The 23,659-nt window shown below is 38.8% G+C and carries 24 protein-coding genes; 16 read left to right on the forward strand and 8 right to left on the reverse strand.

From position 1 onward, the window contains the following. Positions 1–10: 10 nt before the first annotated feature. Entirely contained in the window at positions 11–418 is a 408-nt protein-coding gene (gene cadR, locus L654_RS0100705; RefSeq protein WP_024592054.1) for a Cd(II)/Pb(II)-responsive transcriptional regulator, read from the reverse strand. Positions 419–495: 77 nt separating this feature from the next. Here cadR and L654_RS0100710 point away from each other — a divergent pair, with 77 nt between their 5' ends. The 8 genes from L654_RS0100710 to L654_RS0100745 all read left to right on the forward strand — a co-directional run bounded on the left by L654_RS0100710 (position 496) and on the right by L654_RS0100745 (position 8,533). After that, a complete protein-coding gene (locus L654_RS0100710; RefSeq protein WP_024592053.1) occupies positions 496–1,386 on the forward strand; it encodes a cation diffusion facilitator family transporter in 891 nt (296 codons plus the stop codon). 888 nt (positions 1,387–2,274) lie between these two features. After that, complete coding sequence (locus L654_RS0100715) at positions 2,275–2,586, forward strand: hypothetical protein (protein WP_024591708.1); 312 nt, start codon at positions 2,275–2,277, stop codon at positions 2,584–2,586. Between the two features lie 115 nt (positions 2,587–2,701). Continuing rightward, on the forward strand, positions 2,702–2,935 hold the full coding sequence (locus tag L654_RS0100725; RefSeq protein ID WP_024591709.1) for a hypothetical protein: 234 nt from the start codon (positions 2,702–2,704) through the stop codon (positions 2,933–2,935). A gap of 164 nt (positions 2,936–3,099) precedes the next feature. Further along, positions 3,100–3,672 (forward strand): hypothetical protein, encoded by a 573-nt coding sequence (locus L654_RS1000000128060; RefSeq protein ID WP_196812478.1) that lies wholly within the window; start codon positions 3,100–3,102, stop codon positions 3,670–3,672. Positions 3,673–3,896: 224 nt separating this feature from the next. Continuing rightward, positions 3,897–4,325: a site-specific integrase gene (locus L654_RS1000000128065; protein WP_225305692.1), complete on the forward strand. Its 429-nt coding sequence runs from the start codon at positions 3,897–3,899 to the stop codon at positions 4,323–4,325. A gap of 93 nt (positions 4,326–4,418) precedes the next feature. Next, a complete protein-coding gene (locus L654_RS0100735) occupies positions 4,419–6,020 on the forward strand; it encodes a hypothetical protein (protein WP_139016084.1) in 1,602 nt (533 codons plus the stop codon). A gap of 9 nt (positions 6,021–6,029) precedes the next feature. Further along, on the forward strand, positions 6,030–8,117 hold the full coding sequence (locus L654_RS0100740; protein ID WP_024591711.1) for a hypothetical protein: 2,088 nt from the start codon (positions 6,030–6,032) through the stop codon (positions 8,115–8,117). After that, positions 8,114–8,533, forward strand: coding sequence for a hypothetical protein (locus tag L654_RS0100745; RefSeq protein WP_024591712.1), 420 nt, complete (start codon positions 8,114–8,116; stop codon positions 8,531–8,533). The genes L654_RS0100740 and L654_RS0100745 overlap by 4 nt, the downstream gene beginning before the upstream one ends. A gap of 277 nt (positions 8,534–8,810) precedes the next feature. Here the strand turns inward: L654_RS0100745 and L654_RS0100755 are convergent, their stop codons facing one another. Both L654_RS0100755 and L654_RS0100760 read right to left on the reverse strand, forming a co-directional pair. Then, complete coding sequence (locus L654_RS0100755) at positions 8,811–10,205, reverse strand: heavy metal sensor histidine kinase (protein WP_024591713.1); 1,395 nt, start codon at positions 10,203–10,205, stop codon at positions 8,811–8,813. After that, complete coding sequence (locus L654_RS0100760; protein WP_024591714.1) at positions 10,195–10,881, reverse strand: heavy metal response regulator transcription factor; 687 nt, start codon at positions 10,879–10,881, stop codon at positions 10,195–10,197. The genes L654_RS0100755 and L654_RS0100760 overlap by 11 nt, the downstream gene beginning before the upstream one ends. A 166-nt stretch (positions 10,882–11,047) precedes the next feature. On the opposite strand from L654_RS0100760, the gene L654_RS0100765 reads away from it, so the two are divergent. From L654_RS0100765 to L654_RS1000000127670, 8 genes are all read left to right on the forward strand, one after another. After that, positions 11,048–12,862, forward strand: a complete 1,815-nt coding sequence (locus tag L654_RS0100765) for a copper resistance system multicopper oxidase (protein ID WP_024589686.1) — start codon at positions 11,048–11,050, stop codon at positions 12,860–12,862. Continuing rightward, the gene (locus L654_RS0100770; protein ID WP_024606961.1) at positions 12,859–13,722 is read left to right on the forward strand and encodes a copper resistance protein B; all 864 of its coding nucleotides are present in this window, start codon (positions 12,859–12,861) and stop codon (positions 13,720–13,722) included. Before L654_RS0100765 ends, L654_RS0100770 begins: the two co-directional genes overlap by 4 nt. A 22-nt stretch (positions 13,723–13,744) precedes the next feature. Continuing rightward, positions 13,745–14,152, forward strand: coding sequence for a copper resistance CopC family protein (locus L654_RS0100775; RefSeq protein ID WP_024589684.1), 408 nt, complete (start codon positions 13,745–13,747; stop codon positions 14,150–14,152). Positions 14,153–14,163: 11 nt separating this feature from the next. After that, a complete protein-coding gene (locus tag L654_RS0100780; RefSeq protein WP_024589683.1) occupies positions 14,164–15,069 on the forward strand; it encodes a CopD family protein in 906 nt (301 codons plus the stop codon). Positions 15,070–15,089: 20 nt separating this feature from the next. Next, entirely contained in the window at positions 15,090–15,578 is a 489-nt protein-coding gene (locus L654_RS0100785) for a nuclear transport factor 2 family protein (protein WP_002963268.1), read from the forward strand. Between the two features lie 9 nt (positions 15,579–15,587). Further along, positions 15,588–16,112, forward strand: coding sequence for a DUF411 domain-containing protein (locus tag L654_RS0100790; RefSeq protein WP_016900197.1), 525 nt, complete (start codon positions 15,588–15,590; stop codon positions 16,110–16,112). Positions 16,113–16,254: 142 nt separating this feature from the next. Beyond that, positions 16,255–16,764: a DUF305 domain-containing protein gene (locus L654_RS0100795; protein WP_016900198.1), complete on the forward strand. Its 510-nt coding sequence runs from the start codon at positions 16,255–16,257 to the stop codon at positions 16,762–16,764. 33 nt (positions 16,765–16,797) lie between these two features. Continuing rightward, positions 16,798–17,529 (forward strand): glutaredoxin, encoded by a 732-nt coding sequence (locus tag L654_RS1000000127670; RefSeq protein ID WP_016900199.1) that lies wholly within the window; start codon positions 16,798–16,800, stop codon positions 17,527–17,529. A 216-nt stretch (positions 17,530–17,745) separates the two neighbouring features. On the opposite strand, the gene L654_RS0100805 is transcribed toward L654_RS1000000127670, so the two are convergent. The 5 genes from L654_RS0100805 to L654_RS0100825 all read right to left on the reverse strand — a co-directional run. Then, on the reverse strand, positions 17,746–18,072 hold the full coding sequence (locus L654_RS0100805; protein ID WP_016900200.1) for a DUF6488 family protein: 327 nt from the start codon (positions 18,070–18,072) through the stop codon (positions 17,746–17,748). A 32-nt stretch (positions 18,073–18,104) separates the two neighbouring features. Beyond that, positions 18,105–18,635 carry a hypothetical protein gene (locus L654_RS0100810; RefSeq protein WP_024589682.1) on the reverse strand — a complete coding sequence of 177 codons (531 nt, stop codon included), beginning with the start codon at positions 18,633–18,635 and terminating at the stop codon, positions 18,105–18,107. Positions 18,636–18,648: 13 nt separating this feature from the next. Continuing rightward, on the reverse strand, positions 18,649–19,344 hold the full coding sequence (locus L654_RS0100815) for a HupE/UreJ family protein (protein WP_024589681.1): 696 nt from the start codon (positions 19,342–19,344) through the stop codon (positions 18,649–18,651). Further along, entirely contained in the window at positions 19,334–22,477 is a 3,144-nt protein-coding gene (locus L654_RS0100820) for a CusA/CzcA family heavy metal efflux RND transporter (RefSeq protein ID WP_024589680.1), read from the reverse strand. The genes L654_RS0100815 and L654_RS0100820 overlap by 11 nt, the downstream gene beginning before the upstream one ends. A 9-nt stretch (positions 22,478–22,486) precedes the next feature. After that, a partial coding sequence (locus L654_RS0100825; protein ID WP_024606962.1) for an efflux RND transporter periplasmic adaptor subunit occupies positions 22,487–23,659 on the reverse strand: 1,173 nt, incomplete at its 5' end.

The raw sequence follows: 23,659 nt of genomic DNA on the forward strand, positions 1-23,659 counted from the left end.
AGCATTGTATCTAAACATTTTTAGCTACGTCACTGGTAAGCTTTTGTAAAATACCACACTGCTCAATTGTTCCATTATTTGAGCATGTGTTACTTAAGTAATTTAATTGTTCTTTTAGGCTATTAAGTTCTTTAATACGTTGTTCAACTTGCTGAATATGACTATCGATCATGTTGTTAACTGAGTTGCATTGAATCGAGGGTGAACTTTGTAACTCAAGCAGTTGACGAATTTCCGATAAGGTTAAATCGAGCGTTCTGCATTGTTTAATAAACATCAATTGTTTAAGTGACGATTTATTATATAAACGAAAATTTCCTTCACTTCGCTCTGGGGATTTCAAGAGTTGTTCTTTTTCATAATAACGGATCGTTTGTACTGAACAATCTGTTAATTTTGCTAGTTCGCCAATTTTCATAATATTAAATTTCTTTGTTGACTCTATAGTTACCATAGACTTTATACTTTGTAAAAATGTGTTTAGCAAGGTTTTTTATGTCAAATAAATGTAGTGGCCAATGTGAGTCAGTTGTTACTGACTCTAGTATTAAAAATACTGATGCTTTTGATGGGCGTTTCACCACTGATTATAAAGTGCCTAAGATGGATTGTCCTTCTGAAGAACGATTGATAAGGTTAGCGCTCGACGGTATTGAGCCATCTGTTGGATTAAAATTTGATATTCCTAATCGGCTAGTTAAAGTTTTTCATGATGCTCATTTGGATGAGATAACTACGAAGCTTCAATCATTGAATTTAGGTGCTACGTTAGAAATAACCAGAGAAAGTTGCAGTGTTGAAGCAACCCAAGCCAAAGTATCTGCTAAAGAAAATGAAGGGAAAGAAACCATTATTCTTAAGTGGTTACTGATCATTAACGGGTTCATGTTTTTTTGTGAATTCATCGCGGGTTGGATTGCTCAATCCGCTGGACTGATTGCTGACTCGTTAGATATGTTTGCAGATGCTGCTGTATATGGATTAGCGATATATGCGGTTGGGAAAAGTATTAAGATGAAACTCAAAGCAGCCCACATATCGGGATTGCTACAAGTTATCCTTGCGTTAGGTGCTTTAAGTGAAGTGTTAAGGCGATTTATATACGGAAGTGAACCCGTATCAAATTTAATGATGATTTTTGGTGCACTTGCGTTAATTGCCAATGTTACATGTTTGTTTTTAATATCTGATAGTAAAGAAAATGGCGCTCATATGAAGGCTAGTTGGATTTTTTCAGCTAATGATGTTATTGCAAATGTTGGCGTTATATTAGCAGGACTACTGGTAACACTGACAGGATCGCGTTATCCAGATCTTGTTATTGGATTTATAATTGCCCTTGTTGTATTAAGTGGTGCTCGTCGAATTTTACAGTTAAAAGCGTAGTTGAAATCAAATAAAAAAGTCTCTGTCACAACATTAATAAGCATCAACACTCAAGTATCTCGTATTAACACGATATATCATTAGCCAAGACGTTCTGGTCAAGTGACATAAGTTATGGTGTGGTAAAAACTTACCGCACCAACATCAATTGTTGCCTTTTAATGGTTTTCCTTTGGTTATTAAATGAATATTTTAAGCCGTTTATTTCAAACCGATTTTAGGAACGTCCGCTTTTCCAATAATTTTCAATTTTCAATTCTGCTGTCGGTTATATTAGGTCAACTAACTGGTACTAAGTTGATCTCGACAAACACTCTCAATTTCAAAATATTACTTCCGATTTGCGCACAAAGTGCTCCTAAATCCTGTGGCGCAATGTGCCCCAAACCGGCATAGTACTATTAAAGGTTTAGTACATAAGAATCATGTGAATTGAATGTCCGCTTTCGGTAATTTAAATCAATATTAAATATTAAGTGTTCAAACTTCACGCTGAGAAACTGGAACGACTTTAAGATTTCCTGTAGTGCTGCTTTATCGGAAGGGTTGTCACTTTAATTTAAAGTCTCAATGACGGGTTTGGTGGCTTAGCTGTCCAATTCAGAGGTTTTTGAAAAGTAATGTCAATGTCTGCTGTTGGCACTTTTGCGAAGTTCGGTTTGAACGAAAACCAAGTATTAGGATAGGCTTAAATTTAGCCCTACAATCGTAAATACTGAAATTCTACCTATTCTTTATGTACGTACTGACGATAGCGATTTGCCAACGACAGCCTAAAACACACATAACCCTTAACATCTATGTCATTGTATGGTTGTATTTTATGTCGGGGAATGGTTGCAGGTTATTTTTAAGTGATTGATATGTAATTTGATTTCAGCGACACTAATGTCACAAATCGCAAATAGTGGAAACCAAAAAGACATTGACGCAGGTCACGGACTGCCAAATAAACTAGGTGATAATATGAATGAACTTGCTGAATATCTAGGTTTAACTGATGAGCAGTATGATGAACTAGACATTGAACTACATGAAGATACTGGCTCCAGTGGTGAAATGGTTTACTCATATTGGTTTAACGTCCCTGAAACTGCCTCAGCCGAAATTCTTCAAAAGACAGGTTGGAAAGTGGGTCAGTTCATAAATGGCATTCCAGTTTGGGCAGTCAATGCTGATGACCCTGAATCAGAATTTTAGTCTTGGATTAACAAAATATGTCTCGTATGCAAAATGTAATGGCAATGATAGGTTTTCTTGACTCTAGCGGCCTTAACCGTAACGGCAAAGCAATGCAAGAAGCTACTGTCAGCTAATGGATAAATCAGGCAGGAATGGGCTAGTTTCAGTATCTGTATTTACAGGGCAGCATTCAAGCTTTGGCCCGCATCTATTGTTTGGGGATGAAATTCGAAGTTTCGGTATTCCTCACACTGAGTTTAAAACCAGCTATGAATTCCCTAGTTTTGAGCTTAATGAAGACGAATTAGAGTTGAGTATTAAAGGTAAAAATTATGAATTTAGTATCAAAAATCTGAGGCTGGATTAGTCTTTTTTTGAAAGGAAGCAGTAGCAGAAATGCTAGGTTATTAAATGTTGGAATGTACTCCTACTATGTAAATTTTTCTCTGGAAAAGTGAAACTTTACATTTGCTAACTCTGGAAAACGAACTAAGCTGACCAATTAACGTACAATTATTGGTCAGCTTTTTTATGCTCACAATAGTTCAATCAGATGATTTTAAAACTGAGATCCAAACTCCTTTTTGCAAAACAAAATCAAGCATTCAGCTAAAAGGCTTTCCAACTTTTTATGAAAATGGTGAATACGTCATGCCAATAAATCTTTGGATGAATCACCTCATTAACGTTAAGCGCGCGAAAAACATTAATTCAAACGTTCGTGCCATAAGTCGATATTGGCGCTTTTTAAAAAGTCATGAGCTCTCTTGGAAAGATTTTCCAACTATCAAATCAAATAAGCCCACATATATTTTCCGAAACCAAGATCTTTTGGCCTCAGTGAAAGCCGGTGAGCTAAATAGCTCAACAGCAGCTGTATATATGAACCATATAATTAAATTCTACGAGTGGGCATATTATGAGAAGTTAATTAACTTCTCTAAGGAAAATAAACCATTTGAAGTAGAGTTTGTTAGCATCAAAACGACTGGGATGCTTGCGCATATCAATCGTAATTATGTTGTTAGAAGTTCAGACTTGAGGATCAGGGTCCCAAGGCGTACACCAGAGCAAAGCTTGAATCCCCTTACAAAGATGAGGTAAAATTATATTCGCGAGCACTCAAAGAACAGTCAATTGAGTTCCAAATACATCAACTATTACAACTCATGTGCGGCCTTCGTATAGAAGAAGCCTGCACCTTTCCTGCTAACCTAGTGAATAGATGTGACCCGAATAAATACCATATTCAAGTTAGTATAGGACCTCATAACGGTGTACTCACCAAATTTGGCTCAGTCAGAACTATCGAAATTCCAACACTGTTAATGAACAAGATGCATCGCTACTTGATTAGTGAGCGTCGCCAGAAAAGAGAGTCTAAAACCGATAAAACGATTACGGAATTATTAATTACCAATAGAGGCAAGCCATATACTACCAATGCAATACAGCGTCACTTTAGCTTAACTCTTAATTACATACGCAATGAGCTAAATACCCACTTTCAGCATAGAACACACGATTTACGTGCAACTTACGGTACATTTCGTCTTGCGTCCCTTTTAGACGAGAAAGTTGGGTTGTCACCATTCGATGCTATGTCATTAATCATGGGGTGGATGGGACATAAAGATGAGAAAACAACTTGGCGATACCTTAACTTTATAAACCGAAGCAAGGCATCGATACGTGCAGTTTGCTTTTTAGATCAAGTTATGGAGTCAGTCATCAATGAGCATGAGGATCTCTTGTGATTAACAAATCAAATTTAAATATTGACCTTAAGTTAAATATTTATGGTGATACAATTTGTATACCCAGACTTTCAAAGATTTAGATACAAAGGCGTGCCTAAACTTTTTGAAATGCATCGGGGTACTTTGCTTAACCGAGACAACCAAATCATTAAGTGGTATCAAGCATTCAAAGCTAATACAGAATATACTGACACAACAATGAATACCCTTTTTAGAACATTTACACGGTATGTGAATATTTGTGACAGTATTCCCGTAAATCCAGATTCAAAAGAGGGTATCAATGCATTTGAAACAGCTCTAGTTCACAGCGTTAGAATTGGCAGCAAAAGTTCAAACACAGCAAAAGGTGAATTAAGTAGTATAAGAACAATAATGAAGATGCTAGATCACCCTGTTGATGAGTGGTTTTCTAAATTCAAACTATTTCGCAGCCAAATAAATCCAACTCAAGCATACTCAGAATCTGAATTGAAAAAGTTAATTAAAATACTAAAAGAACTATATTTTCAGCTTTCCAAGCAAATTCAAACCTCACCTAAAGAATACATTCAAGCAAGGAGAAGCGACCAATACGCGAGCTTTTCTTTTAATAAAATCGAAGTGCCTGTAAGTGGTGCTATTACCAAGTGTTACTGTGCTGCATATTTCTTACTTGCCTATTACACATGGGCAAACGCTAGTACGATAAGAGATATGGATATCCCCAAAGCTTCACAAAAAAAGGGACAGCAAGGTAAGTGGTTTGTGCAAACAGCATTAAAGAAGAGAGCTAATAAATTTGTTACCATCGAGCTCGGCGATAATCTTAGCACAGACATTCCAAAGCATGCGCTAAATTTTATTAATGACCTTATCACCCTTACGCACGTGCTGTTTCCAGATGCCAATAGACTACTTCATCAATGTCTTAACGGGATAAATAAGCCCTTGTGCCCAACGCATATTCGTTCCAATATGAATTGGCTAATTAATATATTCGATTTGACTGATGACAATGGTCAACAACTTAGGCCTGAAGCTAAACGCTTTAGAGCTACAGGTGCATCTAATTACTTAGCACTCACAGGAAACTCACTCGAAACATCCATGTTGCTCAATAACACACCTGATGTAGTTCGAAAGCACTATAGCAGAGGTAACGAGTCAGAAAATAACGCCCAACTTCAAGCCACAGCTAACACCTTAGAAAATGCAATTAAATGTGGCGATATTAGTAGAGCACGAGAACAAACTCTTGAGCAAATGAATCTAGAAATACTACCCTATGATGAATTCGTAAACCGCTATGCTAAATCAGGGAATGGTCAAAAAACACCTTTAGGTACAGGTTGCAAAGACCCCTTTGATAACCATGGTGACCGTTTTCGACGAAAGGCCTCTATCGATAGCGTTGACATGACCCATCTTGCCTGTGCAGACTTATTAAATTGCTTTTCCTGCCCAAATCAAGTGCTGGTTGAAGAAGTTGATGATATTTGGTGTTTATTGAGTTTTTATGAAGCGTTAGAGGATGCCAAAGAAGATCACCTCAACATGTCACACTTTAAAAACAATTTTGATCGAGTACTAAGAAAAATAAAGCAAGTGCTTTTTAGTATCGACTTAAAAGTGCGCAGGCAAGCTGAGCGGAAGCTACATACAATTGGTCGCCACCCTTTTTGGCCCGATACGCTTAATTTGGTTTTATAAGGAAATGCTATGAAACCGTTACTTGCTGCACCAGAACAAGTTATAAAAGAGAATACTGTTTTTGTTGAACAGGCAATACAGTATTTTGAAAATAAGGATTGGGACAATTTAAACAAAATCCCAGTAATGATTGACCAAAATGGTAAAACCATAAGTTACTTTGGCGATAACATATGGGATTTAACACACTATGTAGATGCAAAAATTGTTTCTAAAAAACGCGCCTCATTTACACATTTAACAACCACTTCGCTATTACAAGAACAAAAGTTACTCGCATTCCTTGGTTTGTTTGCTGTCGGCACTTTAAGGCAAGGGGCAACGATAAAAACCACAACATTTTTAGAGAGAAATATCAATTTAACCCAAGTATATAAATACATAGAATCCATCAAAGCAGATTCGATCTGTGTCCTTAACCATCCCATACAGTTTTCTAGGTTTTGCGAATATTTAAAGTCACTTAAAATGTGTGGAAGATATATTTCCAAACTCATTGTTGCATTAAATTGGATTCAGGCTATAAGAAACCAAATCCCCATAAAACTATCATTACCTTTAACAACATCAATTACAGAATTAGGCCGTCAGCTAGGATGTCCTACAAAGTTAGAAAGCGAGCAATTTTATGCCATTCCATCACGCTTGATGCAACTCATATACACAAAGGCTATCGAGTATATAGATACTTACTATCCTATTCGAGATACATTATTAGCTATCCATACCGAGCAGCAAGAAAACTATGAAATTGGTAAAGCGGCCGTAGATAACAAAATAAAATCAGGACAATGGAATTGGTTAACATCTGATTCCCCTCACTACAAAGCTGAGATAACTAAAGCTAAACCCCAAACTTCTACCAATATACTTAAAAGCTATATTTCCAACGCCGATACAGAAAAGTTAATTCCTAGTGATATACGAAGATTCAATTGGTTATACTCCCATATTCTTACTTGCTGCTTTATAATCTGTGGTGCCTTTTCAGGCATGAGAAGAAGCGAGATTTATAGCTTACATCCTGATAGTTTCAAAAAGTTAAAACTAAAAGACCAAGTGTTTTATTCACTTCAGTCCTATCATAGTAAAATGACCCCCGCAGTGCCGGAAAAAGCAGAATGGTTGACATCTCCAATAACTGGAAAAGCAATAGAACTAGCATCTTTACTGACACAAAATATGAGAACCCAGCTCATGCTCTCAGATGACCGAGTTGAAAATGCTAGAGCCTCAAGCATCTGGTTAGTTCAACAAATGAAATGCAGAAAGCCAAACATGCTGACAGGTCCACCTTTTGCCCTTCATCATAAGCAGTTAGTAGAAGAGGCTGGCGCCATCGTAAATGAGCAAGATTATGAAGAGTTTAAACTTCTAAATCCAAACCTAAACACACACGCTTACAAGCAAAAGATAGTTATAGGTAAGCCTTGGGCTTTTACAACCCATCAACTCAGACGAACTTTTGCGGTGTTTGGCAAACGTTACAACTTACTATCTGACGTCGCTATTAAGCAGCAATACAAGCACCTGTATTTACCAATGGCACAGTGGTACTCAGAAGGCGGCGTAGCAGCCAAAATAAAACATGTAAAAGTGGATTCAGAACTCAATAATTTACTTCAAGAAGTAGATAGAGAAGTCACTACACAACTATTGCATCAGTGGTATAACTCAGATGACAAGCTATATGGTAAGAAAGGTATAGATGTTGTTAAAGATAGAGAAGATACCGCTGTTAAATACTCATCCTGGGATGCTCTTTATGCTCAAGTATCTGCTGGTAGAATATCTATTGCTGGTACACTTCACTCATACTGCATGGCTGGTTATGAATGCAGAATGGAAAAGGTCGTATCACCAACCAACTGTTTTAACTGCGAGAACGTTGTTATAGACGAAACAAAAGCACAAGCTTGGCAAAAACGACATCAGTGGATTGTTGAGACTATAACTGAAATGGAGCAGCATACTAAACTATCTCAATCGCAGCTAAGCCATTTTATTACGCAATTACGTGCAGCTGAAAAGGTTATGGACTACTTTGAGATAAGCTACACTCCATACAAACCCGAAATTGAGATCAGACAGCTTTGAGTAAGTCAGAGAATACAAGGTTAGAGCTTCTAAGCGCAATTGACAGGATACTTTCTGGCGATACAGTACGTATTGATGCCAAACGAGGTTTAAGTGCCATTGCAGTTGAGGAAGAAGCTAACCTTGGTAATGGCTCAGCTTACTATTACTCAGACGTCATTGAAAAAATTAAACTACTAAAATCAAAAGCTATAACAAAAAAGCAAGCACAGCAAAACTCAGATGTTACTAAGTTACGTGAAAAGCTTGCCAACGAGAAACGGTTAAAAGAAAAATATCGAGCGGAAATAGCCAGCTTAAAAGAGCAAATGGCACAAATTTCTTCTACCCACAATGCCCTAGCGCTTTCAAATCACCAGCACTTAAAAAAGATAAATGATCTTGAGTCAGAGTTATTTTTACTGAAGAAAAATTAATATATCTTCAATTGCTTAAAGCATCGCCTAAAAAATGAAACAAGGTTAAATGAGATGTACCCTGATGAAGTTCAACAATTAAAAAGCCATATAACAAATATTGCAGCTCAACATAATGGGTTAGCACTTACGATACTACAATATCAATATCAATATAAAGCGGCTGAACTAACAATGTGGAAAAGGTAAAATAATTATTTAACTGAATAAGTACAATTGTCAAAGGCAAGTTTCAACACATGAGCCGATTATTAGTATAGCTGACATTAAATGAATACTATTTAAATAAATTTAAATAAACATTAAAGCAGGTATTCTGATCGTTTGAACAAACCTTTACATTCCCGCCATTAGCTTCAGCTAAGGCTTTAACTATAGCGAGCCCTAAACCAGCGCCATCACTATGGCGTTGACGAGACTTATCTGATCGATAAAAGCGATCAAATAAATAAGGTAAATGTGCAGAAGGTATTTTCTCACCGGTATTACTCACACAGATACATACTTTTTCAGCAGATGTTATTTCACTACATACCGTAATTGATGACCCCTTCGGTGCATATCTTATAGCATTCGATAACAGGTTTGATAACAATTGACGAAAATGTAGCTTGTCACAATAAAAGCTGATGTTTTCACCTGCTTTATGAAGTATCAGCGATGACTCTTCAGCTAATGCATCAAAATACTCAAACAGCACCTCAATTTCTTCATGGCTGGATAAAATATCTTGGGCTGGTTTAATTAGGCCGTTTTGAGATTTTGCCAGCCAAAGCATGTCGTTAACCATCTTAGTTAGCCGCTCAAGCTCTTCGAGGTTAGAAAATAATAACTCTTGGTACTCTTCGGATTGTCTTTTTTTAGATAGACCAACCTGTGTTTGAGTTATTATATTGGTAAGCGGTGTACGTAGCTCATGAGCAATATCACTGGAAAAATTTGATAGGCGGATAAACTCACCTTGTAACCTGTCTAGCATTGCATTGAAAGATTGCACCATATTAACAAGCTCAATCGGTACTTGGCCTTCATCAAGCCTTACATCCATTTTATTAGTTTGGATATCATGCATTTTCTGGCTTAAACCACGTATTGGGTTGAGTCCTTGATGTATAGCAAACCAAGCCACCAATAAAATGAGTACCGCTGAACCAAACATAATAGCCCAAAGGCTTTGCTGAAATTGATTGAGAAAGTGTAAATGAAAGCTCATATCAATAGCAGCTGTGATCTTATAAAGTTGCTGCTCAGTACTAAAGTCACTCACTAAAGCGCGATAAGTATGTGTGTTTTTTTGCCATTCAACTATGTTGTTTTGGTTAAAACTGTTTGAGGTGGTTACTTTTAAAACAAATTCGCTAAAGTCTGTTGCCGTACTTTTATATATAAGCCTTCCTTGAGCTGTATTAACTTGATAATAAACCCCATGATGACCCGCCACGGCTTGAGATAACGCATTTCTAAGGTTTTTTTCCGACGCGTATGGCTTAGATAAAACGGATTTGACAGACTGTGTGATAACTTTTAATTCACCACTATCTTGTTGTAAAAAATGATGATTTATTGAGCTACTTATAAGCGAAGCGACGAGGGTTAAGCAGCCTATCACTGTCAAAGCAACAAACAATACCACTCGCATTGTTAAAGATAATGGTTTTTCATTAAGGCTCATCGGTTATTACCTCAAGCTTGTAACCCATGCCACGCACAGTGTGTATTAGCTTTACTGGAAAACCATCATCAACTTTACTTCTGAGTCTGCGAATGGCTACATCAATGACATTTGTATCGCTATCAAAGTTCATATCCCAAACTTGAGAAGCGATTAGTGAACGAGGAAGTACTTCACCCTCACGGCGCAGTAATAGTTCAAGTAAACTAAATTCTTTATTGCTTAGGAGTATACGTTGTTCGGCACGAAATACATTCCGTTTTTGAATATTAACTTTTAAATCATAGGCTTGTAAGATGTCTTCGGTTTTATGCGCGTTTCCGCGACGAAGAAGCGTGCGTACCCTTGCTAACACTTCAGAGAATGCAAAGGGCTTTATTAAGTAGTCATCAGCGCCTAATTCAAGCCCTTTTACTCTGTCATCGACACTGTCACGAGCCGATAGAAAAAGAACAGGAACGTCTTTATTCACTTCACGAATAGATTGTAAAATTCGCCAACCAGATACATCTGGCAACATTACATCCAAAATTATGACATCAAATAACTCAGTCATTGCTAAATGATGCCCATCGAGCCCATTACGTGCTAATGAAACTTGAAAACCAGCTTCACTCAGACCTTGCTTTAAGTAATCACCTGTTTTCACTTCATCTTCAACAACTAGTAAGCGCATGCAAAACCTTTATTAAAGTTATAATTATTGTCTGTTATAAGATTATGCCGTATTCACCGTAACAGCAACATGACATCAAGATTACAACTTTGTAATGTTCGCGTCATGTTAAAGACAGGTCTATTTTCTATACTTAATAACTATTCTGCTATGAAGGAGTAAGGAAATGGGGTTTAAAAAGTCATCACAACAGGTTAGCACACCACGAAGACGATTTGTTCAAGGCATAATTGCAGGTGGTGTACTTGCTGCTTTTCCGAGCGTGTTACATGCTGCATCATCTTTAGTAGCAGGAACACTAACAGGCACTGTGCCCGAATTAAGCGGCGAAGTCATAGATCTGGTCATAGATGAATCGCCGGTTAACTTTACCGGCGTAGTACGTATGGCGACAACAATTAATGGTTCTATACCCGCTCCAACCTTGCGCTTAAAAGAAGGTGATGATGTTACTATAAGAGTAACAAATAACTTATCAGTACCGAGCTCTATCCATTGGCATGGCATCATTCTACCTTATCAGATGGATGGCGTGCCAGGTATCAGTTTTAAAGGCATTATGCCGGGCGAAACCTTTATTTATAAATTTAAGCTACAGCAAAGCGGTACATATTGGTATCACTCCCACAGTGGTTTTCAAGAAATGACAGGCATGTACGGTGCATTAATTATTGAACCGCGAGAAAACGATATTATTAGTGCAGATAACGAACATGTTATTCAATTATCTGATTGGACTGATGATGACCCTATGGCGCTGTTCCGTAAATTAAAAGTACAGAGTGATGTATTTAACTTCAATCAACCTACTGTTCCAGAGTTTTTCGATGACGTTTCAAGCAGCAGTATTTCAAATGCTCTACAGCGCCGAAAAATGTGGAATCAGATGCGAATGAACCCTACAGACTTAGCTGATTTATCTGCATCAGCAATGACTTTTTTAATGAACGGTAGTACTCCAATGGCAAACTGGCGTGGATTATTTAAAGTCGGTGAAAAGCTTAGGTTAAGGTTTATTAATGGCTCTAGTAATAGCTTTTTTGACGTGCGTATCCCCGAGCTAAAACTGACGGTTGTACAAGCAGATGGGCAAAACGTTGAACCAGTGACAGTTGATGAATTTAGATTCGGCCCTGGTGAAACCTATGACGTGATTGTTGAGCCAAAAAATGATGCGTATACGATTTTTGCTCAAAGCATGGACCGCTCAGGTTACGCAAAAGGAACTTTATCAACGGCACCTAATATTGATGCGCCAATACCTGCTCTGGATCCTGTTGAGTGGTTAACGATGACCGATATGATGGGCAATATGACCCACGGCGGTGAGCATTCTGCAATGGCTGGTATGTCAGGCATGAACTCTAAAAAAATGGATCATAGCGCAATGGGCCACGGTGCAATGGCGATGGATCATAGCAAACATGGTATGTCTGAAAACCCATTGGCGGTTGCCAGCTCTAAAGTGCGTCATGCAAAAACGGAGTATGGAGCCTCAGTTGATATGCGCGTTGATATGCCTAGAACAAATCTTGATGATCCCGGTATTGGTTTACGTAAAAATGGTCGCCGTGTTTTAACACTTGCAGATTTACACTCACTTGAAGGGATCACTAACCAGCAAGAGCCAGAAGCTGAAATTGAGCTGCATTTAACCGGCAACATGGAGCGTTATAGCTGGTCATTTGATGGCTTAGAATTTGGTAAAAGCACGCCAGTGCATATGAAGCATAACCAACGTTTAAGAGTTATTTTACAAAACGATACCATGATGACACACCCTATGCATTTGCATGGTATGTGGAGTGATTTAGAAAACGAGCAAGGTGATGTGCAAGTGCGACGTCATACGATACCTGTTCAACCCGCACAAAGAATCAGCTTCTTAACCACCCCTCACGATGTAGGGCGCTGGGCTTGGCATTGTCATTTATTATTCCATATGGATGCCGGCATGTTTAGAGAGGTAGTCGTATCATGAAACAATTAAAACTATCTAAATCATTAGGTTTATTAATGTTAACTGGGGCTTCATTAATTAGCTTCCCTTTATTAGCGCAAAGTGAAATGGCACAAAAGAGTAGCGCTAAGATGCAACCACAAGGGGGAGATGCACCTAAAGATGCAAGAGACCCTCATGCTTACTCTGCGGGAACAACTTTAACAGAAGGCCCATATGTGCTTGAGGGCAATGAGCGATTAACACTCGCTGATGAGCATCCATTTTACGCATTACTAGGCGATCGTCTTGAATATAACGAGCAAGCAAATGCAGGTGTATTTGACTTACAAGCATGGTACGGCACTACCTTTGATCGATTGGTAGTTAAAACTGAGGGGGATTTCAGCGAAGGAAGCCTTGAGGAAAACCAAACCGATATTTTATGGGGTCACGCCGTATCAGCATATTGGGATACTCAAGCAGGTGTTCGTCTTGATTACAATAAAGAAGGTGAAAATCGGCAATGGTTGGCTTTTGGCTTACAAGGTTTAGCCCCTTACTGGTTTGAACTTGATATGACAGCGTACGTAGGTGAGCGAGGCAGTACCGCATTTACGTTAGAGGCAGAGTACGAACTACTACTCACGCAAAAGTTAATTATACAACCGCGAGCCGAAATTACACTTTATGGCAAAAACGATAAACAAAACGAACTTGGAAGTGGCCTATCAAGCAGCGCGATTGGCTTTAGGGTTCGTTATGAGTTTACACGCCAGTTTGCGCCCTATATTGGCGTTGAATGGAGCAATAAATTTGGCAGTACCGCCGACTATGCCACATCAAGTGGACAAAGTAGCAATAACACCGCATTTGTTGCGGGTATTAAATTTTGGTTTTAATCATTTTAAATAAGAGGTAATTATGAAGTTATTTAATTCTGCAGTAGTTATTTTAGGTTTAGTGCTTACATTTTCCGCATCAGCGCATATATCACTCAAGCAATCAACACCTACGCAAGAAGCCATGTTAATGCAAAGCCCAGAGCAACTTTCGTTAACTTTTGGTGGTGAAGTAAGGCTAGCAAAAGTCATCATCAAAGATGAAAAAAATAAATCAATAAACTTTGATTTCAAACCTAGCTCCACCCCAAGCACAGACTTTAATTGGTCGCTGCCGAGTTTAGCACATGGTACCTACACGGTTAAATGGACAGTACTTGGGGGGGATGGACATAAAATGTCAGATTCGTTTTCTTTTATGGTACATCAAAGTGAGTCAAGTAATATGATGCAAGAACAATCTAATGCCCACAGCAAACACAATCATTAAGTAGCAGCATGATACAAGTAAGTGAATGGTCAGTACTTTTACTATTATTAAAGCTAGCAAGCTATAGTGCTTTGGCCGCACTTGCTGGTACTTTTTTAATTCGTTTTATTATCGCCAGTAATTTATCTGGTCATCACTTTATAAGTTTCTCTCAGTATTTAAAGCGCTGGCAAATTCAATGTGTGGCATTGGGTTTTATTGCTGTCATTTTACAAGTACCAATTGAAGCTGGTGCAATTGCAGAATCTGGTGTAACGGGAATGCTAGACCCTTTTATGCAAGAGATTGTTTGGCAATCAGTTATAGGAGAACAAGCTCTTTTCAGAGGCGCAGCGCTTTTTGTGGCTATGATTGTTGCACTTAATTGGCGCATTAACATAAAGCACCGTTTTGCAGTGGTTATAAATAATACAGTTATGTTGGTTTTGCTTATATCTATTGCATATAGCTTCACTTTCACAGGTCACAGTGCAAATGAAAATGGGTTAGTAAAAAGCATGTTAACTTTTCACCTTCTTGCAATAGCAAGTTGGGTGGGGTCACTGTGGCCACTATATAAAAGCTGTACCATATTATCTGTTCATGAAGTTAAGAAGGTAATGCACCTGTTTGGGCACTTAGCCATCATCGTTGTATTTGTGCTGCTTATTTCAGGTTTAGCGCTTTTGCTTAATTACCTGCATTCGTTATCAGCGCTGTTCACGTCAAGTTATGGGCAATTAATTTTGCTAAAACTGCTACTAGTGAGCGCGATGCTTATGATGGGGGCTTGGCACAAACTAATTTTAGTTCCGAGAATCACCCAAAAACAGCATGTAGGTACACTAAAACGTTCCATCAGTGTAGAAATGCTGATAGCTGCTTTTGTACTTATTACAACAAGCGTGTTCACCACACTTGTTGGTCCCCCAAATTAATTTAATAAAAAGAGAGCAACATGTTTAATAACTCTGCAAAAATAATCATAACATCGCTATTACTTTTTGGCGCATTGAACTCACTAGCTGTAAGCGCACACAAGAATGAGGAACATGCAAATGAGCGTGTGTTATTTGTTGGTACCGATACCCCAGCTGCGCAAGCAGTAAGTGCCTTTCACCAAGCATTAAATCAAAGTGATCAAAAAAAAGCTCGCTCATTATTAGCTGATAACGTCATTATTTTTGAAGGCGGAGGCGTTGAGCGTTCTGCCGATGAATATGCAAATCACCACATGCTAGCGGATATGAAATACCTCAGTTCGGTTAATAGCAAACTATTAGAACATCAGGTTTATATAAGTGGTGATATCGCTTACTCCATTTCGCGAAGTGAAACGATGGGCAGCTACAAAGGTAAAGCCATTAACACAACGGGTATGGAGTCAATGACTCTAAAAAAGACCCGCAATGGCTGGAAAATCACACATATTCATTGGTCAAATTAAGGAAGTAACATGCGATTAACGTACATAACAACTGCACTTTCAGTGATGTTGGCGGTGTCTATATCAGTAAAAAGTATGGAAAACCCACACAGTGTATTGCCAGTCCAAGAGGCCATAGAAAAAGATAAAACAGAGATTGAGTTGACAGTTTATAAAAGTAAAAACTGTGGGTGCTGTAAAAAATGGATTGAGCATATTAATGAAAGTGGCATTAAAACAAAAGCAATAGATGTTGCTGATATGGGGCTAATTAAAGCTCAATATCAAATAAAGCCAAATATGCGCTCATGCCATAGCGCTGTTTCAGCCGATGGGTATGTTTTTGAAGGGCACGTGCCAGCTAAATATATAAAGCAGTTTTTAGCTGAACAACACCCTCAGAAAACGATCGGGCTGACAGTTCCGGCAATGCCTGTTGGCACGCCAGGTATGGAGATGGGCAATCGTTTTCATAAATATAATATTGAAGTACTTACTCAAGATTCACAGCAACATACTTATAAGCATATCAGCAAATACGCAGTGCAGTTTTAACTCTTATGGCATAGTTATTGAATTAGCCGTAAGTATTAATGCGATGATTAAATATATAGTGGGCTTACGCCTTATAAATTGTAAGTAATACCCCTTAGTATAAATAAAATACAAGTTGAACAACTGAAAAGGAGCCATTGTAATGTCACAGTATTTAAAATTTTTCTTAATGATAGCCACATCAACATTAGTCATGTTTGTACTAATGTATTTGAATAGTTATCAGCTAAGCCATGTGTTTTTTAGTGAAACGCGTACCTATATGGCTATTTATATGGGGGCTGCAATGGCGGTAGTTATGCTGTTGTTTATGCTAAATATGTATAAGGATAAAAAGAAAAACAGCGTAGTTTTAGGGATCAGCATTATTAGCTTTGTAGGCGCATTATTTTTAGTACGTTCGCAAATAACGGTCAACGATCAGTCTTGGATGTCAGCCATGATACCGCATCATTCAATCGCTATACTGACTAGTGATAGAGCTAATATCAAAGACAAGCGCGTCCAAGAGCTTGCAACAAATATTATTGAAGCACAGCGTCGTGAGATTAAAGAGATGCAGTGGTTACTGAACGATATAGAAAAAAATGGCCTAGCAGAAACTCAGGAACAAGCACAATCTAGAGCTGTACCGGATTTTAATGCTAAGTAAAATTTTATAAGAATACGTAAAAGGGAGCTAAACATGAGTAAATCAGCAGAGCTTTATAGAATGGCAACAGATGAGCATATTTGCCCATTTGGCTTAAAGTCAAAAGACCTTCTAGAACGCGAGGGTTATGATGTTAATGATCACTTATTATCTTCTCGTGAACAAACAGATAAATTTAAAGCAAAGCACAACGTAGAGACCACACCACAAACATTTATTGCTGATAAACGTATCGGTGGTTATGACGACTTACGTGATTACTTTGATAAGCCAAAAGCTGGACAGCAAGGTACAACTTACACCCCGGTTATTGCAATCTTCGCGGTCGCATTTTTACTAAGTTTGGCATTTAGTTTTGCAATGGGTCATGGATTAATTTCCATGAAAACCGTGGAGCTATTTGTTGCGTTAACTATGGCTGTGTTGGCAATACAAAAACTTCAAGATTTATTTAGTTTCTCAAATTCATTTATCACTTATGACTTAGTGGCGATGAAAGTAGTGAGGTATGCCTATGTTTACCCATTTTTAGAAGCGTTTGTTGGTATTGGAATGATAGCTGGGTTGCCAGCATATAGTATTGCTCCTATTTCATTATTTATTGGTGGTGTTGGTGCTGTTTCTGTTTTTAAAGCCGTATATATAGATAAGCGCGAACTCAAATGTGCATGTGTAGGCGGTGATAGTAATGTACCGTTAGGCTTTATTTCACTTACAGAAAACCTGTTTATGATCGCTGCTGGGATATGGATGCTTGCCAGGTAGAAGGTAAAGTATTTAATTTAAAAATATAATGAACAGTTTATTTATGGGGGTACCTGACTCAGTCTAAAGTCTGAATTATCTCTTTGAGTCCAGCATCAATCTGTTCTGACACTTCGAAGACCTCACCAACTTCGATTGCTAAATAGCTAAAAGTGTTTTTGACGATAAATAGTTAATTGGCACTGTAAAAACTCACAGTGCCAATTAACAATTAGATTAGAAATCGTTCTTCGATTTTACATCTACAAGCTGACCATTTTTAGCTATTTTGAAATAAACTTGTTCACTATCATTTGATGCTTGGATAATATAAGTATCATCGCTCTCGTTTACGACAGTAAATGCTTCTGAAGAAATACCTTTCCAAGAATCATTTAGTTTTCCAACCTCAAAACCATAGTCTTTAAAGGCCAATTTCTTTATTGATTTAGCTGCAATACTAATAGCTTGTTGATCGCTAACGTGACCATGATCACTATGTGCTAGAACACCAGTACTCATTAATGAAATACAAACTAATGCTATTGGAATTAATCTATTCATTGTTTTCTCCTATTAAGTTTTAAGTTTTAAGTTTATTGTTTTAAGCCAATTACTTTATATTGTCCTTTTACTAAAAGCTGTATAGCTACGGGGTTATCTGAGTTGTTTTTCCAGTACCAGCCATGTGAGCCCCCAAATGGGGCGGTAAAGCTGCCCTTCATTTCGCTTAAATTGGCAATTGCATAGCTTTCGAAGTAACCGGTTGTGTCTCCTGCTGGCTCTCCGTGTAAATCAAAATGTAAAGAAGCGCCATCGGTCATCCATTCGTAGGTCATTTTTTCATATTGTTGCATCTCAAATTTATATTCAACCCCGCGATTTGCAGGGATAGTGACTTCAATTGTTTGAAACTCATCACTGCCCACTTGCAATGAATCTGATGTTTTAAGTGGTTTTTGCGCTGATGCCTGAGCTATTTTAGTAACGCCCAGTTGTTTACCGAGTCCGGTTGGATCAATGTTATATTCGGCCGGAAGAATAAATAGCACAAGGGCGATTATCGCAACTAATGAAGCGGTAATACTGGCTTTTATAAGTGTTTTTGAACTAACTGTATGTTGCATATATTTCTCTAAATTAATTAATCATATAACCGGTTAACTGAAAGCCGACTAGCATTAAACCGGCACTCATTAATACACCGTTGGTGAATGTTGAAAAACGTTGAAATGACGGCAGTTTACGCCATGCATTAATGGCAATTAAAATAACTGCGAGCGCTAAAAATTGGCCAAGCTCTACGCCAATATTAAAGGCGATTAGGTTTGTCAGTAATCCATCTTCGGGTAATTGAAACTCTTGTAACTTGGTTGCTAGACCAAAGCCATGAAACAAACCAAAAATAAGCACCGCCATTTTTGTATTTGGCTGCCAATTAAAACAACGCTTAAACCCACCTAAGTTATCAAAGCCCTTATAAATAACTGAAAAACCAATAATAGCGTCAATTAAATAGGCATTAATCTGAATATCGCCAAGCACACCTAATAGTAACGTTGTGCTGTGGCCGATGGTGAACATGGTTACATACAGCAAAACCTCTTTACTGCGATACAAAAAGAAGATCACACCGATTAAAAACAATATATGGTCGTAACCGGTGATCATGTGCTTTGCACCAATATAAATAAATGGCACAAACTGTACGCCTTGGTTTTGCTCTAAAAAAGCGCGAGTGCTGTCATCAACTCCATGGGCCAAGGTCTCAAAGCTAAGAAAAGCCAAAACAAGCACCATAATCATTATGCTAACGTTTATTATTTTAGTTGACATCATGTTGCTCCAACGTTTCACTTTCAGTCAAAATAGACTCCTTTTCATTGTGTAAAAGTCGATACAGTGCGGGGATCACAAATAATGTTAGTAAGGTCGACGAAATAATGCCGCCAATTACCACGGTTGCTAAAGGCCGCTGTACTTCTGAGCCAATCCCTGTATTAAGTGCCATAGGAATAAATCCTAATGAGGCAACCAGTGCTGTAGTTATCACTGGGCGAAGACGTGTTAATGCCCCCTCTGTTATCGCTTGATTAAGCCCCATTCCTGAGCTGCGTAATTCACGAATAAACGATACCATTACCAAGCCGTTTAATATGGCAATGCCGGATAAAGCAATAAAACCGACCGCTGCAGATATTGAAAATGGAATATCACGTAACAGCAGTGCTGCAATTCCGCCGGTAAGCGCTAAAGGCACACCGGTAAAAATAATCGCAGCATCTTTAAGTGAGTTTAAAGCTAAAATAAGCAAGCCTATAATCATTAACAATGTAACGGGCACAACCACACTCAAACGCTCAGAGGCCGATTGTAACTTTTGATACGTTCCTCCGTATTCAATCCAATAACCAGCAGGAATAGTGACTTTATCTTCAATAATTGTTTGAATATCTCCAACAAAGCTTCCTAAGTCACGTCCTCGTACATTGGTAGTCACTACAATACGACGTTTAGCATTTTCGCGATTAATTTGACTTGCGCCATTAGTGAGTTTGATTGTTGCTAACTCTTGGAGCGGCACAGCGCGACCATTAGGTAAATTAATAGGTAAGTAACCTATCTCTTGCACATTATTACGCTGCTGCTCTTCTAAACGAACAACAATATTAGAGCGGATATCCCCTTGATAATACTTACCTGCAATAGTCCCTCCTAATGCGGTGGCTAACTGTGACTGAATGTGTGCTTTGCTGATACCAAACTGGCTTAGTTTTTCAACATTGGGTACAATTTCAAGCATTGGCAACCCGCTTGTTTGCTCAACCATTAAATCGGCAATACCGTCAACATTTCCAATAGCAGATTCAATCTCTTTACCTAACGCAGCAAGTGTTTCAAAGTCATCACCAAACACTTTAATTGCCAGCTCAGCGCGTACACCTGCTAATAATTCATTAAAGCGCATTTGAATTGGTTGTAAAAACTCATAGCGGTTACCTGGAATTGGCTTAACTAAGGCTGCTAACTCTTCAACAATTTGTGCTTTTGACTTATCAGGGTTTGGCCATTGCTCTCGTGGTTTTAGAATAATAAAGTTATCGGCTACGCTAGGGGGTACTGCATCTGTTGCTACATCTGCGGTGCCAATTTTTGCAAATACGCGCTCGACTTCAGGCATCTGCGTAATTTTTTCTTCCAACACTTTTTGTAGCTCAATCGCTTGGCTTAATGATGTACCAGGAATACGAAGCGCATGCATGGCAATGTCTCCTTCATCAAGATTTGGTGCAAACTCGCTTCCTAAGCGTGTGGCTTGATAACCAAAGAATGTTACGAGTAAACAAGCTATTAGCACCACAGCCCAGCGGCCTTTTAATGCTAATGAGAGTACCGGCTTATAAATACGACTTAACCCTAGCATAATATGGTTAGGTTTTTCTTTAACCGGTTTCTTAAATAGTAAAGCCACCATTGCGGGCACAAATGTGATTGAAAGCGCCATTGAGCAAAGCAGAGCGATCACAACGGTTATTGCCATCGGATGGAACATTTTACCTTCGACACCTTCCAGCGCAAAGATAGGTAAATAAACTACGGTGATAATAAATACACCAAATAAAGCGGGTCGTATGACCTCGCGCGTTGCTGTAAAAACGACCTCCAAACGCGCTTTCAACGAAAGGGGTGCATCGCCTTTCATCCCTAGACGCCGTAAGCAATTTTCGACGATAATTATCGTACCATCAACCAGCAGACCAAAATCTAAAGCTCCTAAACTCATCAAATTTGCACTGACACGCGTGTGTACCATACCAGTTATTGTCATTAACATTGCAAACGGGATAACTAAGGCCGTTAAAAATGCGGCTCTAAAATTACCCAGTAATACAAATAATACAACAATCACTAAAATGGCTCCTTCGAGCAGATTAGTCTGAACGGTTGAAAGTGTTTTATCTACAAGTTTGGTGCGGTCATACACCGCTTTTGCGACAATGCCTTCGGGTAAACTGCCATTGATTTCTTTTAACTTTTCACCAACGCCTTGTGCAACTGTGCGGCTGTTTTCTCCTATTAGCATGAACACGGTGCTCATCACCACTTCGCGGCCATTTTGTGTAGCAGCACCAGTACGCAACCCTTTACCATCACTTATAGTGGCAACATCTTTAATAAACACTGCACTGCCGTCTATAGTTTTGATGGGTAAATTAGTGATTTCAGTTAAACCAGCAACCTGACCTGGGACACGAATTAACCATTGCGCACCGCTTTTTTCAATAAATCCGGTGCCTTGGTTTTGGTTGTTTTGACCAATAGCATCAACAACATCTGCTGAGGTAAGATTATAAGCCAGTAGTTTTTCAGGTTTAAACGCAACGAGAATTTCACGCTCGTAACCACCAATAGGGTTTACTTCAACAACACCAGGCACCCGCATTAATTGAGGGCGAATTGTCCAGTCATGTACTGTTCGTAAATCAATGGGGGTTACATCACTACCGTCGGGGTTTTTAGCGCCAGGCACAGCATCAACCGTAAACATAAAAATTTCACCTAACCCAGTAGCTATCGGGCCAAGCTCAGGTAAAAGGTTTATCGGTAACTCGGAACGAGCACTAGACAGCCGCTCATTAACCAACTGGCGAGCAAAGTAAACATCGGTATCATCAGAAAAAATAGCAATAACTTGCGATAAACCATAACGAGACACAGAACGTGTGTTTACAAGCCCTGGTAGCCCAGCTAATGCATTTTCGAGGGGAAAAGTAACGCGTTGTTCAACCTCTAACGGCGTATAGCCTGGCGCTTCGGTGTTGATCATAACCTGAACATTAGTTATATCAGGTACTGCATCAATAGGTAGTTTAGTAAAATTCCATAAGCCTAATCCTGCAATGGCTAATACCATGACAAGAACGAGGATATTTCGCTTTATAGCAAAGCGTAAAATCGATTCTAACATTACGCTCTCCTAGTGATCGTGTGACGCGCCAGACTTTTCAATATCGGCTTTGATGATGTAGCTATTTTCAGTAACATACTCAGTACCAGCAGGCAGTCCACCTAGTACCTCTACCCATGTTGCATCTGAACGACCCAGCTCAAGCATCCTGACTTCATATTCATCAGCGACTTTTGCATACACGACCGTAAAATCACGAAAGCTCTGTAAGCCTATTTTCTTTACCGCTAAAGGAACTTCAAAAGAAGCAGTTTCAATATCGGCTTTAACAAAACTCCCTTCCAACAAAGGCTCAGCCTGTTGTGCCAACGTAACCCACACCATTCTTGCCTGATCACTTCTAACTTTTGGCTCTATAAATGATACCTTACCAGCAATATTCACAAGACTACCTTCTGCCTTAATACTCACTAGAGTGCCTTGAGATACTTTGCTGTAATCGCTCGGGTAGACTGCTAATTTAACGACAGATTGACTCGCGTCTGTGATAACAAGCAGTTCTCGGTTATTCGTTTGCTCACCTGAATTAGCCATTTGTTTTGCGACAAAACCAGCAATAGGCGATTTTATCTCATAGGGGTTTAAACTTTCATTACTTTCAATCGTCATTAAAGTTTGGCCTTTATTTACTTTATCGCCAAGCTTTACATTTAAGTGTGTAATAACACCTTCAAAACGTGCAAAAACAGTGCGGTGCGCACTCGGCGGTAACCAAACCTGTCCATAAGCAGGGATCGTTTGATGAAGCTTTTGAGACCCTGCAATTGCAGTTTCAATCGCCATTGCATCTGCTACTGCGGGTTCGATTTTTGTTCGCCCCTCTAGGTTATCGTATTGCCAACGATATTTTTTTCCTTGGTAGCTCGCATTTACTGTGACAATAAAAGAGTGCGGTTCGTAAATTTCCATATCCCCACGTAAAAAGTCACTTTGGCTAATAAACTTAATATCATCAATCACATTACCTAATCGGGTTAACGTAACCGTTAATTCAACATCGTCGGGATTAATTGGGTTTTTATTATCCGTTAACCATACTCTAAACTCAGGTGGTACGCCTGTTTCGAAAATCGCTAACTCCAATGCGAAGCTTCCTTCACGAAGCATACGACCATTATGCGGCCCTTTTTCAGGCTCTGCTTGCTCTGTAGTAGGTGTTGATACTGCGCTAGCGGGTAAATG

This window comes from Pseudoalteromonas sp. TAB23, assembly GCF_000498075.1.
Classification (GTDB): Bacteria; Pseudomonadota; Gammaproteobacteria; order Enterobacterales; family Alteromonadaceae; genus Pseudoalteromonas; species Pseudoalteromonas arctica.